The sequence below is a fragment of the Micrococcus sp. EYE_212 genome (assembly GCF_023147585.1).
Classification (GTDB): Bacteria; Actinomycetota; Actinomycetes; order Actinomycetales; family Micrococcaceae; genus Micrococcus.
The window spans coordinates 41,826-56,479 of record NZ_JAHXOZ010000003.1 but is presented as its reverse complement, the minus strand read 5'-3'; the positions used below and the strand labels follow the sequence as shown (position 1 = coordinate 56,479).

15 protein-coding genes are annotated in these 14,654 nt (G+C 72.1%); 6 read left to right on the top strand and 9 right to left on the bottom strand.

All coding sequences use genetic code 11. The features are described from left to right. Positions 1 to 2: 2 nt before the first annotated feature. From KZX60_RS03040 to KZX60_RS03030, 3 genes are all read right to left on the bottom strand, one after another. On the bottom strand, positions 3 to 1,079 hold the full coding sequence (locus KZX60_RS03040; RefSeq protein ID WP_248115559.1) for a Rieske 2Fe-2S domain-containing protein: 1,077 nt from the start codon (positions 1,077 to 1,079) through the stop codon (positions 3 to 5). 69 nt (positions 1,080 to 1,148) lie between these two features. Continuing rightward, complete coding sequence (locus KZX60_RS03035) at positions 1,149 to 1,955, bottom strand: cytochrome c (RefSeq protein ID WP_248115558.1); 807 nt, start codon at positions 1,953 to 1,955, stop codon at positions 1,149 to 1,151. Positions 1,956 to 2,040: 85 nt separating this feature from the next. After that, the gene (locus KZX60_RS03030) at positions 2,041 to 2,619 is read right to left on the bottom strand and encodes a heme-copper oxidase subunit III (RefSeq protein WP_248115686.1); all 579 of its coding nucleotides are present in this window, start codon (positions 2,617 to 2,619) and stop codon (positions 2,041 to 2,043) included. 278 nt (positions 2,620 to 2,897) lie between these two features. On the opposite strand from KZX60_RS03030, the gene trpD reads away from it, so the two are divergent. Next, positions 2,898 to 3,953, top strand: coding sequence for an anthranilate phosphoribosyltransferase (trpD, locus tag KZX60_RS03025; RefSeq protein ID WP_248115557.1), 1,056 nt, complete (start codon positions 2,898 to 2,900; stop codon positions 3,951 to 3,953). Between the two features lie 173 nt (positions 3,954 to 4,126). Here the strand turns inward: trpD and KZX60_RS03020 are convergent, their stop codons facing one another. Both KZX60_RS03020 and KZX60_RS03015 read right to left on the bottom strand, forming a co-directional pair. After that, positions 4,127 to 4,408 (bottom strand): Lrp/AsnC ligand binding domain-containing protein, encoded by a 282-nt coding sequence (locus KZX60_RS03020; protein ID WP_248115556.1) that lies wholly within the window; start codon positions 4,406 to 4,408, stop codon positions 4,127 to 4,129. Between the two features lie 107 nt (positions 4,409 to 4,515). After that, positions 4,516 to 4,914, bottom strand: coding sequence for a DUF3054 domain-containing protein (locus KZX60_RS03015; protein WP_248115555.1), 399 nt, complete (start codon positions 4,912 to 4,914; stop codon positions 4,516 to 4,518). A gap of 80 nt (positions 4,915 to 4,994) precedes the next feature. Between KZX60_RS03015 and KZX60_RS03010 the strand changes: the two genes are divergently transcribed. After that, entirely contained in the window at positions 4,995 to 5,639 is a 645-nt protein-coding gene (locus KZX60_RS03010; protein WP_248115554.1) for a hypothetical protein, read from the top strand. Positions 5,640 to 5,739: 100 nt separating this feature from the next. Here the strand turns inward: KZX60_RS03010 and KZX60_RS03005 are convergent, their stop codons facing one another. Further along, positions 5,740 to 6,189 (bottom strand): glutamate synthase-related protein, encoded by a 450-nt coding sequence (locus KZX60_RS03005; protein ID WP_282442546.1) that lies wholly within the window; start codon positions 6,187 to 6,189, stop codon positions 5,740 to 5,742. Between the two features lie 121 nt (positions 6,190 to 6,310). Between KZX60_RS03005 and KZX60_RS03000 the strand changes: the two genes are divergently transcribed. Then, on the top strand, positions 6,311 to 6,550 hold the full coding sequence (locus tag KZX60_RS03000) for a superinfection immunity protein (RefSeq protein ID WP_248115553.1): 240 nt from the start codon (positions 6,311 to 6,313) through the stop codon (positions 6,548 to 6,550). 72 nt (positions 6,551 to 6,622) lie between these two features. On the opposite strand, the gene KZX60_RS02995 is transcribed toward KZX60_RS03000, so the two are convergent. Both KZX60_RS02995 and KZX60_RS02990 read right to left on the bottom strand, forming a co-directional pair. After that, complete coding sequence (locus KZX60_RS02995) at positions 6,623 to 9,076, bottom strand: excinuclease ABC subunit UvrA (RefSeq protein WP_248115552.1); 2,454 nt, start codon at positions 9,074 to 9,076, stop codon at positions 6,623 to 6,625. A gap of 96 nt (positions 9,077 to 9,172) precedes the next feature. Further along, positions 9,173 to 11,302: an NADPH-dependent 2,4-dienoyl-CoA reductase gene (locus KZX60_RS02990; protein WP_248115551.1), complete on the bottom strand. Its 2,130-nt coding sequence runs from the start codon at positions 11,300 to 11,302 to the stop codon at positions 9,173 to 9,175. 204 nt (positions 11,303 to 11,506) lie between these two features. On the opposite strand from KZX60_RS02990, the gene KZX60_RS02985 reads away from it, so the two are divergent. From KZX60_RS02985 to KZX60_RS02975, 3 genes are all read left to right on the top strand, one after another. Further along, the gene (locus KZX60_RS02985) at positions 11,507 to 11,983 is read left to right on the top strand and encodes an NfeD family protein (protein WP_248115550.1); all 477 of its coding nucleotides are present in this window, start codon (positions 11,507 to 11,509) and stop codon (positions 11,981 to 11,983) included. A 67-nt stretch (positions 11,984 to 12,050) separates the two neighbouring features. Beyond that, on the top strand, positions 12,051 to 13,229 hold the full coding sequence (locus KZX60_RS02980; RefSeq protein ID WP_248115549.1) for an SPFH domain-containing protein: 1,179 nt from the start codon (positions 12,051 to 12,053) through the stop codon (positions 13,227 to 13,229). A 154-nt stretch (positions 13,230 to 13,383) separates the two neighbouring features. Continuing rightward, entirely contained in the window at positions 13,384 to 13,731 is a 348-nt protein-coding gene (locus KZX60_RS02975) for an RNA polymerase-binding protein RbpA (RefSeq protein WP_248115548.1), read from the top strand. Positions 13,732 to 13,802: 71 nt separating this feature from the next. Here the strand turns inward: KZX60_RS02975 and KZX60_RS02970 are convergent, their stop codons facing one another. Next, entirely contained in the window at positions 13,803 to 14,534 is a 732-nt protein-coding gene (locus KZX60_RS02970; protein ID WP_248115547.1) for a polyprenol monophosphomannose synthase, read from the bottom strand. Between the last annotated feature and the right edge of the window lie 120 nt (positions 14,535 to 14,654).

The window sequence follows — 14,654 nt, the reverse complement described above, 5'->3', positions numbered from 1 at the left end:
TGTCAGCCACGCTCCCAGTAGACAGGCCCGACGGGCTCATGGAAATCACTCTGAGCGACGAGGAAGCCCTCGTCGTCCACGGAGATCGGCAGCTGCGGCAGCGCGTGGCTGGCAGGGCCGAAGATCGGCTTGCACTCCTGGGCCAGGTCGAAGGTCGACTGGTGGCAGGGGCAGAGCAGGTGGTGGGTGTGCTGCTCGTAGAGGGCGATCGGGCAGCCCACGTGCGTGCAGACCTTGGAGTAGGCGAAGATGCCGTCCACGTTCCAGTCCTCACGACCGGGGGAGATCTGCACCTTCGAGGGGTCGAGGCGCATGACGAGCACCACGGCCTTGGCCTTCTCGTTCAGCTTCCCGTGCTCGACCTCGTTGAGGCCCTCGGGGATCACGTGCATGGCGGAGCCCAGGGTGACGTCGGACGCCTTGATCGGCGAGCCGGTGGGGTCACGCACGAGGCGGACGCCCTCGGCCCACATGGTGTGGCGCAGGCGCTCGGGGCCGAAGTTCTCCGCCGCGTTGTCGGCGAAGTTGTCCGTGTTGTCCAGGTCGCGGAACACGGCGATGAAGGGCAGCGGGGCCAGGAGGATCGCACCGATCAGCGTGTTGCGCAGCAGCGGACGACGCTTGATCTGGGACTCGTCGATGATGTCCGTGATCATGCCGGTGGCGGCGACGCGGTCGGCCTCCGTGCGGATCTCGTGACGCTCCTCAACGGTCTCGTGGTCGGGCATGAGCGTCTTCGCCCAGTGCACGATGCCGATGCCGATGCCGAGCATCGCCAGTGCGGTGCCGAGGCCCAGCAGGAGGTTCTGCAGGAAGATCGTGGAGAACGCCTCGTTGTTGCCGATCTGACCGACGCCGAAGTAGCCGATGAAGAACAGCACCGTGCCGACGATGGAGATGAGGAACATGATCGAGACCTGGCGCTCAGCGCGCTTGGCGGCCTTCGGATCCTCATCGGCCAGACGCGGACGGTGCGGGGGAAGGCCCGGGTTCTCGATGGCGTACCGGGACGCGTCCGCCCCGGAGTGCTCGAGGGAGTCCGAGTGTCGCTCGGTCCCTTCGTAGCCTTTCTCGCCCATATGCCTGTTTCCTTTACTCGAGTGATGAATGACGATGACGGAGGACCGGTGCGCAGGGCGCCGGCGGGATCAGGAGGACCGGCTGGTCAGCCAGACCATGAAGCCGATGATGAGGGCCAGGCCAGCGGTCCAGATGAACAGGCCCTCGGCGACCGGGCCGAGCGAGCCGAGCTGCAGGCCGCCGGGGGAGCCGTTGTTCTCGATGGTCTTGAGGTAGGCGATGATGTCGCGCTTGTCCTCGGGCTTCAGGTTCGAGTCGGAGAACACGGGCATGTTCTGCGGGCCGGTCTCCATGGCCTCGTAGATGTGCTTCTCGGAGACGCCCTCGAGGGACGGGGCGTACTTGCCGCGGGTCAGGGCACCGCCGGCGGCTGCCGCGTTGTGGCACATGGCGCAGTTGATGCGGAACAGGTCGCCGCCCTTGGCGATGTTCACGTCCTCGTGGTCCTTGTCGAGGTACTGCTCCTCGGGCAGGGCCGGGCCGGTGCCGAGGGAGGCGACGTACGCGGCGAGCTGCGCGGTCTGCTCCTCGTTGAACTGGTTCGGCTTCACCATGGCCTGGGGGCCGTTCATCTGCATCGGCATGCGGCCGGTGCCCACCTGGAAGTCGACGGAGGCGGCGCCGACGCCGACGAGCGACGGGCCGGAGGGGCCGCCCGCGGCGCCGGTGCCGTGGCAGGAGGCACAGTTCGCGTTGAAGAGCTTCTCGCCCTCGGACAGATCGTCAGCCGAGGCGGCCGCGGTGACCTGCTTGGCCGCCTGCGCCTGATTCACGGTGCTGGCGACGGAGTACAGTCCGCCGGTCACCAGGAGTCCCAGCAGGAGGAGCGCCAGCCCCATCAGGGGGTGGCGTCGATTCTGCGAAAGTGCCTTCACGGGGTTTCCTATCGTGTGTCTTCCGGACCGGGTCTCATGCCCCCCGGCCCGTACCTCTTGTCAGGTGCTTGAGAACGGGGGCGTCTTACTTGAGGAAGTAGACGATGAAGAACAGGGCGATCCAGACGACGTCCACGAAGTGCCAGTAGTAGGACACCACGATCGCGGAGGTGGCCTCGTGATGGCCGAAGCGGCGGGCCAGGTAGGCGCGGCCGATGATGAGGAGGAATGCGACGAGGCCACCGGTCACGTGGAGGGCGTGGAAGCCCGTGGTGATGTAGAAGGCCGAGCCGTAGGCGCTCGAGGCGATGGAGATCCCGTGGGACACCAGGGTGGCGTACTCGTACGCCTGCACCGAGACGAAGACGGCGCCCATGATGAACGTCAGGATGAACCACTCCACCATGCCCCACTTCGCGAAAGCGAAGGGGCCGCCCGTGCGGCGGGGCTGCAGGCGCTCGGCGGCGAGGACGCCGAACTGCGCGGTGACGGAGGAGAGCACCAGGATCACCGTGTTCACCGCGGCGAGCGGGACGTTCAGGAGCTGGGTGTTCTCCGCCCACAGCGCCGGGGAGGTGGAGCGCAGGGTGAAGTACATGGCGAAGAGCCCACCGAAGAACATGAGCTCGCTGGCGAGCCACACCATGGTCCCGACCTGGACCATGTTCGGCCGGCTCGGGAGGCCCGTGGTGGGCTGATGGAGAGTGGGGGTAGCAGTGGTCACCCAGTCATTATGGCCCCAAAGGCGGTGAAGGGGGTAAACCGAACCTATCGTGTCGCCCTCGCCGCCGGACGGGGTGCGGGCCGGTTCGGGGCCAGTCAGCGGGTGGCGGCCAGGAAACGTTCAGGTTCGGAGCCCCCTGCGGAGGGCCAGGTCGGCGCGTCTCCGGGTGTCGCGTGCGGCATCGGCTCCGCCGGGCCGGCGTTAGAGTCGTCCGCGTGATGACTGGGACGACTTCTCCGGAGACCGGAACGACCACGTGGCCCGAGGTGTTCCGCGCGCTCATGCTCGGCCAGGACCTGGAGGACCACGCGGCCGGCTGGGCGATGGGCGAGATGATGTCCGGCGACGCCAGCGAGGGGCAGGTGGGTGCCTTCCTGCTCGCGCTGGCCGCCAAGGGCGTCACCGTGCCTGAGCTCCGCGGGCTCACCGATGTGATGGTCCGCCATGCCCGCCCCGTCCATGTGGAGGGGGAGACCCTGGACATCGTGGGCACGGGCGGTGACCGCCTCGGCACGGTGAACCTCTCCACGATGTCCTCGCTCGTCGCCGCCGGCTGCGGCGTGCGGATCGTCAAGCACGGGAATCGCGGCGCGTCCTCCACGGCGGGTGCCGCGGACGTGATCGAGGCCCTCGGCGTGGACCTGTCGATGCCGCGCGCCAAGGCGGAGGAGTGCGCGGAGGCCGTGGGCATCACGTTCCTCTTCGCCCAGCACTACCACCCCTCCATGAAGCACGTGGCGCCGGTCCGCAAGCAGCTGGGCGTCCCGACCGTCTTCAACTTCCTGGGCCCCCTCAGCAATCCGGCCCAGGTCACGGCGCAGGCGCTCGGCTGCTCGAGCGAGGTCATGGTCCCCCTGCTGGCGCAGGTGCTCGCGGACCGCGGCGTGCGGGGCTTCGTCTTCCGGGGCTCGGACGGCAGGGACAAGATCACCACCTCCGGGCCCTCCACCGTGATGGAGGTGCGCGGGGAGGTCACCGCTCATGAGCTGGATCCGCGCGAGCTCGGCATCGAGCTGACGTCCGTCGAGGCTCTGGCGGGCAAGGACGGGGCCCACAACGCCACGCTCGTCCGCGCGCTCCTCGCTGGGGAGAAGGGGCCGATCCGCGACGCCGTGCTCCTCAATGCCGCCGCCGGTCTCACCGCGGCCGACCCCGAGGCCGATGCTCCCCTGATGGACCGCCTCGCGGCCAACATGCGGCGCGCCGCTGAGTCCCTCGACTCCGGCGCCGCGGCCGACGTACTGGATCGCTGGATCGAGTTCTCGCGGTCCTGAACGGCCTCAGTCGCCCTGGGCCAGGGTGGCGCCGGGCGCCTGGGAGCACATCCCGACGTCGGCGCCCTCCTCCGTGATGAACAGGACCATGCCGGCGATCGCCGCGCGGGCGGCCACCCTGCGGGCAGCGGACGCGGCGTCGACCGGCGCCGGGAGGAAGATGGGCGTGACGCTCAGGCGTCGAACCCCAGCGCCCACCCTTCCTCGAGATCCTCAGAGGAGTACGCCCGGAACGCGAGCATGGTCTCGGTGTCCGTGATCCCCTCGACCTTGGAGAGCTGATCGGCGATGACGTCCGCGAGGTCCTCGTAGCGCTTGAGCTTGACCATGGCGACGAGGTCCCACGCGCCGGTCACGGAGTAGACGGAGCTCACGCCGTCCAGGGCGGCGATCGCCTGGGCGGTCTCGGGGATGCGGGACTTGTCGGTGGTGATCATGACGATGGCGGTGACCATGGGGGCGTCCTTCCTTGGGGCGGACCGACGGGGCCGAGAGCGCGGGGTCGTGCCCCGATCCTACGGCTGAGCTGTGCCCGGGGGCCGTTTGGGCGCCCGGCTGCGGTTCAGGGGCGGCGGCGGGTGAGGACCCGCGCGAGCGCGCGGCGGCCGAGCAGGAACACCCCGAGGACGAGCAGGGTGACAATCACGAAGGACAGCGGGGCGCCACCGAGGCCCCACAGCACCCGCAGCGCCATGCCGATGCCGACCGTTCCCAGCCACACCAGCACGCCGTGCGGCCAGGTGCGGGCCCACGTGCGGTGGCCGCCGGTGAGGATCGTCATCACGATCAGGCCGACCAGGAACGGGCCGGCTGTCTGCAGGAGGCGGGGGAGTCCAGCCGCCGTGTCGTGCTGACCCTGACCCAGCGCGGCGAACACGCTCACCAGCAGGACATCCGCGGCCAGGGCGAGCACGGCGGGAAGCGGTCGGGCGGGGGCGGGGGCATGCCGGTCGGATCTCATGGACCCATTCTCGCGCGCGACGCTCGGCTCGGATGCCGTGCAACAAGGAGTCAGGATTGTCATAGGGATACTGTGGGGTCGTGATCCACGTTCTGCTCCGCACCGCAGACCCCGCGCGCGACCGCGGAGACGTGTCGCGCCTGTGTGCCGTCCTGGCCGCTGCCGACAATCTCGACCACGCGGGGGAGCGCGGCCCGGCGCGGTTCACCGTCCGGGACGACGTGCTGCCCTGCGTCGTCGAGGGCCTCCTCGAGGATCCCGTGGAGGCCGTCGGGCTCGTTCTCGCCGTGATCCGGACGGGCGCGTGGGTCGCCGGGCTCGTCGCCTCCACGGGAGCTCCTGACCCGGATCGCGGCGTGGGCGCCGGGGAGGTGGAGGCGGCTGTCCTCGAGCGGGTCCTGCACCGCGCGGCGGCCTCGACGGGCCGGTGCGCGCTGGAGCTGGACGGGGCTGCCGGCGACGCCTCGGCGCGGCGCCGGCAGGACGCCGCCGAGGCCGCGCTCCAGCTGCTCGGCGTCCTGGAGCAGCGGCGATCCGAGCCCCAACAGGAGGCCGGGCGTCTGGTCGAGTCCGGCGCGAGCCAGCGGGAGGCGGCCGCCGCACTGGAGGTCACCCAGCAGGCGGTGCACGCCCGGCTCAGGAACGGGCTCTGGCACGAGACGCGGACGCTGGCCGCCGCCGTCGCCGCTCTCGTGGCCCCCTCCTCGAGGACCACCGCCCCGTGATCCGGGGCGGACAACTCACACCGCGTCGGGACCCTGCCGGCGAGACGCCACAGGATCAGGGGCGGCGCCGAGCGGTGTCAGGAGGATGTCCGCCCTGCGTTCACTGGCGGACCGTGTCGTCCTCGTCCGTGGCGGGCAGGGGTGCGTGCTGCACCACGTCGCCGGGGGAGAGGAGGCCCGGGTCGGGGACGCCGGCGGCCTCGGAGGCCTTGAGCAGGTCGCGGCGCAGGGTCTGCACGGAGCGAGCCGGACGCTCGGACTTCTCCTCGGGCACCACGCCGCGGGCGAGCCACGGGTTCTGCGTCGCGACGCCGGTGGGGCACGTGTCCGTGTGGCATTTCTGCGCCTGGATGCAGCCGACGGCGAGCATCGCCTCGCGGGCGACGTGCACCATGTCCGCGCCGAGGGCGAACGCCACGATCGCGTTGTCGGGGAGGCCGACCTTGCCCGAGGCGATCCACGTCACGCGGTCGGTCAGGCCGCGCTCGGCGAAGATGCGGTAGACCTCCGTGAACCCGACAGCGGCGATGGACGCCGGGGACCCCGCCAGGAGCGTTACATGACATAATGTCCATTATCGGCTCTTCGGGGGCTCCGCCCGCGTATGCCATTCGTGGCATCCGCCCGGCGTCGCCGCTCGCCAGGACGCGGAGCGTCCGTAGACTGCCCGCATGACTCTCGTGACCGATCAGCGTGACCGCCCGTTCGTCGCCACCGTGGCCATCGTGCTGGCCATCCTCACCGCCGGCTACCTGGCCCCGTGGGCCGTGGCCGCTGCTCGCGGACGTGCCAACCACTGGCTCGTGTTCTGGGTGAACCTGCTGCTGGGCTGGACCGTCATCGGCTGGGCCTGGGCCCTCTACCTCTCGCTCACGAGCCACCGGGTGAGCGTGTACCCAGGCATGCGCTGACGCCTGGGCTCACCTCGCCTCGGCCCTGCGTCGGACTCCCGACCCGTGTGGTTGACATAACGCGCACGCCCATCATGCGGAGTCCGCCACGTATGCGGCCAAGTGCTCGCCCGTCGTCGTGCCCTCGCCGCTGTGCGCGGCCGCCACGAGGTCGTGCGGGCGCCCCTCGAACACCACCGTGCCGCCCTCGGCGCCGGCGCCCGGGCCGACGTCCAGGATCCAGTCTGCGTGTGCCATGACGGCCTGATGATGCTCGACGGCGATCACCGAGACCCCGGCGTCCACCAGCCCGTCCAGCATGGCCAGCATCCGCCCGACGTCCTGCAGGTGCAGGCCCGTGGTCGGCTCGTCCAGGACGACGACGGTCCGCGCGCCGTCCTTGGCCTTCGCCCGCTCCCCCAGGTGGGTGGCCAGCTTGAGACGCTGACGCTCGCCCCCGGACAGGGTGGTCAGCGGCTGACCGAGCCGGACGTAGCCCAGGCCGACGTCCACGAGCCGCTCGAGGGCGGCGGCCGCCGCCGGCACGCGCGACTCGCCCGCGGAGAAGAACTCCCGCGCCTCCTCCACCGGCATCTGCAGCACCTCGGCGATGTCCCTGCCGCCGAGCATGAACTCCAGCACCTCGTCCATGAATCGCCGCCCCTCGCACACGTCGCAGGTGGCCGCCGTGTCCGTCGCCGCCGCGGCGTCCGCGTAGATCACCCCGGCGCCCTTGCACTCGGGGCACGCGCCCGCGGAGTTCGGGCTGAACAGGGCCGGCTTGACGCCGTTGGCCTTGGCGAACGCCTTGCGCACCGGCTCGAGCAGGCCCGTGTAGGTCGCGGGATTGGAGCGCCGCGAGCCCTTGATCGGCGCCTGGTCGACGACCACAAGGTGGACATCCTCGGCGGCGCTCCCTCGGCGCGTCTGGAGCATCGCCTCGCGCATCAGCGAGGACTTGCCGGAGCCGGCCACGCCGGTGACGGCCACGAGCATGCCCAGGGGCACGTCGACGTCGACGTCCCTCAGGTTGTTCTCCGCGGCCCCGCGCACCCGCAGCGCGCCGTTGCCCGCGCGCAGCTCGGCCTCCTCCTTGAGGCGGGCGCGGTCGTGGAGGTGGCGGCCCGTCGGGGTGTCGGACGCGGTCAGCTCGGCCACGGTCCCGGTGAACGTGACCTCGCCCCCGGCGGTGCCCGGGCCGGGTCCGAGGTCGACGACGTGGTCCGCGATCGCGATGGTCTCCGGCTTGTGCTCCACCACGAGCACTGTGTTGCCCTTGTCGCGCAGCCGCAGCAGCAGGGTGTTCATGTTGGCGATGTCGTGCGGGTGCAGGCCCGTGGTGGGCTCGTCGAACACGTAGGTGACGTCCGTGAGCGAGGACCCCAGATGGCGGATCATCTTGGTCCGCTGCGCCTCTCCCCCGGACAGCGAGCCGGCGGCGCGGTCGAGGGAGAGGTAGCCGAGCCCGATCATCACGAAGCCGTCCAGCAGCTGGCGGATCGATCCGACCAGGCCGCCCACCCGCGCGTCGTCGAGCTCGGCACACCACGCGGCGAGGTCGGTGATCTGCATCGCGCAGAGGTCGGCGATGGACGTGCCGCGGATCCGGGACGAGCGCGCCTGCTCGTTCAGGCGCGTGCCCGCACAGGCCGGGCAGGGAATGGTGGTCACCGCGCGGTCCACGAACGCGCGGACGTGCGGCTGCATGGCCTCGCGGTCCTTCTGCAGGAACGCGCTCTCGATGCTCGCGTAGAGGCCCGTGTAGGTCATGGAGATGCCGGACATGTCGATCTTCACCGGCTCCTTGTGCAGAAGGTCGTGCATCTCCCGCTCGGAGTAGTCCCTGATCGGCTTGTCCGGGTCGAAGAAGCCGGACTCGAGGAACTTCCTCACGGCCCAGCCGTCCGCCGTGTAGCCCGGGATGGTGAAGGGCCCCTCGTTCAGGGACTTGGCCTCGTCGAACAGCTCGGCCGGGTCCAGGTCCTGCTTCGCCCCGGTGCCCTCGCACTCGGGACACATGCCGCCCTGGACGTGGAACGAGCGCCGCTCCTTCTTCCCCTTGTCCTTGCCCGTGGTGAGGGTGACGGCGCCGGAGCCGCTGATCGAGGCCACGTTGAAGGAGTAGGCCTTGGGCGAGTCGAGCGCGGGCTCGGCGATCCTGGAGAACAGGATGCGCAGCAGGGCGTTCGCGTCCGTCACGGTGCCGACGGTCGAGCGCACGTTCCCGCCCAGGCGCTCCTGGTCCACGATGATCGCCGGGGTGAGGCCCTCCATGTGGTCCACGTCCGGGCGCGGCAGTGCGGGCATGAAGCCCTGCACGAACGCCGGGTAGGTCTCGTTGATCATGCGCTGGGACTCGGCCGCGATGGTCGCGAACACCAGGGAGGACTTCCCCGAGCCCGAGACGCCCGTGAACACGGTCAGGCGCCGCTTCGGGATCTCCACGTCGACGTCCTTCAGGTTGTTCTGCCGCGCGCCGACCACGCGGATCGTGCTGTGGACGTCGGCGGGATGGGTCTCGGCGGCGGGTGCGGGCGCGGTGGTCACAGGGGCATCGTAGGCGAGAGCCCCCGCCGCGGGCCCGTCACCTCAGAGCCGCGCGGCAGGCCAGGCCGGAGGGTCGAGGCGCGGGAGGCGCCGGCATCAGCCCTGCACGGCGCGCGTGGCGTGGTCCATCGCGCGGTAGGCGTCGATCTCCCGCGCGTCGTGGGCGCCGCCCACCACGCGCACCGCGGCCTCCGGGTAGCCGGCGGCGACGAGCTCGGCGGCCAGCTCGGCCACGGGCTCCTGCCCCGCGCACACCACGACGTCGGTCACGTCCAGGACGCGGGCCACGCGTCCCCCGACGCCCTCGGCCCCCGGGCCCGGCTCGGACGCCGGCAGCGTGACGTGCAGCCCCTCCGCGTCGACACGCTCGTAGGTCGCCCCGCTGACCGCCTCGACGCCGAGGCGGCGCAGCTCCGCGCGATGCACCCAGCCGGTGGTCGGCCGCAGCCGTGCACCCACGGGACCGGGGCTGCGCTGGAGCAGCACGACCTCCCGGGCGGGCGCCTCCGGCCGCGGGCGCACCAGCCCTCCGCGGACTCCCGGCGCGTCGGCCACGCCCCAGCGCGCGCGCCAGTGGTCCACGGACTCGGGCTCGCCGTCGGCCCGTTCTCCCCCGGCGGCGAGGAACTCGGCCACGTCCACGCCGACACCTCCCGCGCCGATCACCGCGACCCGCGGCCCGCAGACCACGCGCCCCGCGATGACCTCCTCGTAGCGGTGGACGAACGGGGTACCGGGCTGCCCCGCTCCCGGGAGAGCGATCTCCCGGGGCCGCACGCCGGTGGTCACCAGGACCTCGTCGAAGGCCGGCGCCCCCTCCGGTGTCAGGAGCGTTGTACCACTCACCCGTGTGCCGAGACGCATCTCGACTCCCGCCTGCTGCGCCCGTGCCGCGAGGTGCTCGAGCGCCGGGGCGAACTCCTCCTTGCCGGGGATCCGCCGCGCCAGGCGGAACTGGCCGCCCACGCCGTCATGGGCGTCGTAGAGGACGACCTCATGGCCGAACTGCGCCGCGCGGTGCGCGGCCGTCAGCCCCGCCGGCCCCGCGCCGACCACGGCGACGCGGCGGCGCCGCCCGATCTCCACCGGCACCGGCACGGCGTAGCGCGGGTCGGTCTCCCTGCCGGCCCGGGGGTTCATGAGGCAGCTGACGGGCTCCCCCGTGAACACGTGGTCCAGGCACGCCTGGTTGCACGCGATGCAGGGGGTGAGGTCGGCGGGGTCGTCCGAGCCGATGCTCCTCACCCATGCCGGGTCGGCCAGCAGCGGGCGGGCGAGGGCGACGAGGTCTGCGGCGCCGGAGGCGAGGATCTGCTCGGCATCGGCCGGCGTCGTGATCCGGTTCGCCGCGATCACCGGGATGGAGACGGCGTCCCTGACGGCCGCCGTCGTCGGGACGAACGCGGCGCGCGGCACGGAGGTGACGATCGTGGGCACGCGCGACTCGTGCCAGCCGATGCCCGTCATGAGCAGGTCCGCCCCGGCCGCCTCGAATGCGCGAGCGGTGTCCCGGACCTCCTCGAGGTCCTGGCCCTGTGCCACGAGGTCGATGAGCGAAGTCCGCACGGACAGCAGCCCGCGCTCCCCCAGACCGGCCCGCACCGCGGCGACGACCGCGGCCGGGAAGCGGCGCCGGTTGAGGGCGGATCCCCCGTACTCGTCCTCGCGCCGGTTCGTGGCGGGGGCGAGGAACTGGTTGAGGAGGTAGCCCTCGGAGGCCATGACCTCCACGCCGTCGTAGCCGGCCTCCAGCGCCAGGCGGGCGGAGCGCTCGAACGCGGCGACCGTCTCCGCGATGTCCTCCGCGGTCATCTCCCGCGCGGTCAGCCGGGAGATCGGGGCGCGCGTGGCGGAGGCCGAGACGAGCTCCGAGGTCGGGGCGTAGCGGCCCGCGTGCAGGAGCTGGACGAGGATCCGCCCGCCCGCGGCGTGCACGGCGTCCGTGACGACGCGGTGGGCGGCCGCGTCCGCGTCGGAGGCGAGGGCCCCGCCTCCGGACGTGACGGCGCCCTCCGGCACCGGCGCCACTCCTCCGGTGACGATGAGCCCGACGCCGCCGCGTGCCCGCTCCGCGTAGAACGCCGCGAGCCGCGGCAGGTCCTCGTGGCGGTCCTCCAGGCCCAGGTGCATCGAGCCCATCACCACGCGGTTCGGCAGCGCCGTTCCGCGGACCGTGAGCGGCTCGAGCAGGAGGGAGGGAGGGGGCGCGGGGGCGGCGACTGTCATGCGGGTCACAGTACCGGACGGTCGACCCGGGCTCCTCTCCCGCGCCCGGCCGTGCGACTCTCCCCCGGTCTCCGGCGGCGTCGGTGGGAATTCGGACCTCCATCGGGCAGGATGGAGCGCAGGGGACGCTGTGGCGCAGGCCACGCGCGACGGAGAGCGTCGGGCCGGCACGGCCCGATCACCCCCCGAGCACGGAGGTGTCGGATGGAGTGGATCGAGGCCAACGCCGGATGGCTGTGGCTCGTGCTCGCCCTCGTCCTGGCGGGCGTCGAGGTGCTCACCCTGGACCTGCTGTTCCTCATGCTGGCCGCCGGCGCCGCCGCGGGGGGCGTGGCCGCCCTCGCCGGCGCCGATCTCTGGGTCCAGATCGTGCTGTTCGCCGTCGTCTCCCTCCTGATGCTGACCGCCGTCCGCCCCGCGGCGCTGCGCCGCCTGCACGGCGACGACGCCGCCTCCGCCTCCTACCTCGACACGCTCCCCGGCCGGCGCCTCACCGCCGACGCCGCCATCACGCGCGAGTCCGGGCTGATCGGCGTGGACGGCGACACCTGGTCCGCGCGCGTGGACGCCGGCGCCCCGGACGCCGAGCCCGGCACGGACGTGCGGATCCTCCGCGTGGACGGAGCGACGCTCATCGTCGCCCCCGTCCCGCGCATCGACTGGGACGCCGCCCGAGACTGACCGCCACGGCTCCGCCCGGCCGGCCCTCCCGAACCACCCCCGACCATCCACCGCAGAGGAAGACCCCATGGAAATCCTGATCGTCCTGGTCGTGCTTGCGGCCGTCGTGGTGGTGATCCTGGCCAGCTCGGTCAAGATCATCCCCCAGGCCCGCACGGCCAACATCGAGCGGCTCGGCAAGTACCAGCGCACCGCAGGCGCCGGGCTGACGCTCATCATCCCGTTCATCGACCGCATGCTCCCCCAGGTGGACATGCGCGAGCAGGTGGTCTCCTTCCCGCCGCAGCCCGTGATCACCGAGGACAACCTCGTGGTCTCGATCGACACGGTGGTCTACTTCCAGGTCACCGACGCGAAGGCCGCCACCTACGAGATCGCCAACTACATCCAGGCCGTCGAGCAGCTGACCACCACGACGCTGCGCAACGTGGTGGGCGGCATGAACCTCGAGGAGGCGCTCACCTCGCGCGACTCGATCAACTCGCAGCTGCGCCTCGTCCTCGACGACGCCACGACCCGCTGGGGTCTGCGTGTCTCCCGCGTGGAGCTCAAGGCGATCGATCCGCCCCTGTCCATCCAGGACTCCATGGAGAAGCAGATGCGCGCCGAACGGGATCGCCGCGCGGCCATCCTCACGGCCGAGGGCACCAAGCAGGCCCAGATCCTCACGGCCGAGGGCGAGCGCCAGGCGCAGATCCTCGCCGCCGAGGGCGACGCCCAGGCCCGCGTGCTCCGGGCCAACGCGGAGGCCGAGGCCATCGAGGTGGTCTTCGACGCCATCCACGGCGGTCAGGCGGACTCGGAGGTGCTCGCCTACCAGTACCTCCAGCAGCTGCCGAAGATCGCCGAGGGCCAGTCGAACACCATGTTCGTCGTCCCCGCCGAGCTGACCCGCGCCCTCGAGGGCCTCGGGGAGGCGTTCGGCCCCGGCGCGCGGCGCTCCGGCGGGCAGGACGGGGCCGGTGCAGACGAGGGCGGCTCTCCCGCGTCGGACTCCGCGGCGGGGCGCGAGGACGCGGCGCTCGGCACCCGCCGCGCCCTGCGCGGCTCCCGCCCCACCACGGTGGAGGCACTGCGCTCGAGCGGCGTGCTCGAGGCCATGACCGGCGGCGCGGTCACGGCCGACGACATGCCCCAGACCTCCCTCGACGAGGCGCTGGCGACGCCGCAGGGACTCGACGAGCCGACCGAGCCCGGCCCCGTGCCCGGCACCGCCCCCGCCGGGACGACCCAGCCGCCGCGCTGAGCACCCACCGCCTCCCGGGCGGGCGGACCCCGCCCGCCCGCCCGGGAATGTCGTGGGAGACTGGGTGGTTGCACCATCGGAGAGACGACCGCCGCGCGCAGCCGCCTCCGCCCGCGAGACGGGCGGAGTCCGCGCGGCCTGACGAGGAGGAAACGTGAGCGATCGCAGCCTGCGCGGCATGCGCCTGGGGGCCCAGTCCCTGGAGTCGGAGGCCGGCGTCGAGCCCGCCGCCCGCCAGCGTGTGGAGTACCGCACCGAGGACGGCGAGCAGGTGTTCGTCACCTTCGCGGTGGAGGCCGACGTGCCTGCCACCTGGACGTCCAAGACGGGCAAGGAGGCCTTCCTGGTCAGCGGCGAGAAGCCGACGGAGCCCGAGGGCAAGCCGGTCCGCAGCCACTGGGACATGCTGCTCGAGCGCCGCTCCATCCCTGAGCTCGAGGAGACCCTCGAGATCCAGCTGAAGAAGCTGCGCGCCAGCCGCGGCGAGGCCGTCGACGCCTGATCCGCTCCCCCGCACGCCATGAGGGCCCGACCACGTGGTCGGGCCCTCGTCGTCTGCGGACGGTGCGCCGGTCAGCGGCCGAACAGCTTGCCCAGCTGCTCGGCGCGGGCGGCCAGGCCCCAGCGGGTCACGTTGACCACGGCCTCGCCGATGATGCCGCCGCTCATCTTGGACTCGCCGAGCTCGCGCTCGACGAAGGTGATGGGGACCTCCACGATCCGCTTGCCCAGGCGGGCGGTGCGGAACGTCATGTCCACCTGGAAGCCGTAGCCCTTGGACTGCACGTCGTCGAGGTCGATCTCGCGCAGCACGTCCGCGCGGTAGGCGCGGTAGCCCGCGGTGATGTCCGTGAGGTTGAGGCCGAGCATGATGCGGGGGTAGAGCGAGCCGCCGAAGGAGATGAGCTTGCGGGACATCGGCCAGTTGACCATCTTGCCGCCGGGCACGCGGCGGGAGCCGATCACGAGGTCCGCGGTGCGGACGGCCTCCAGGAGTCGGGGCAGCTGCTCGGGCTGGTGCGAGCCGTCGGCGTCCATCTCCACGAGCACGTCGTAGCCGCGCTCGAGCCCCCAGCGGAAGCCCGCGATGTACGCCCCGCCCAGGCCGTTCTTCTCGGCGCGGTGCAGCACGTGGACCCCCGCGTCCTCGGCGGCGCGGCGGTCGGCCCACTCGCCGGTGCCGTCCGGGGAGGAGTCGTCCACCACGAGCACGTCCACCTCGGGGACGGCCTCGCGGAGCCGACCGAGGGTCAGCGGCAGCGACTCGATCTCGTTGTAGGTGGGGATGATGGTCAGCACGCGCATGCGTCTCTCACGCCTTCCTCGGGCCGTTCGGTTCGGCCGTGCGCCGGTCGGCGGGCCGTGGTCATCCGTTCGAGTATAGGAACCGCTCGGGCGCGCGCCGTCCAGCGGCGCGCGCGGCGG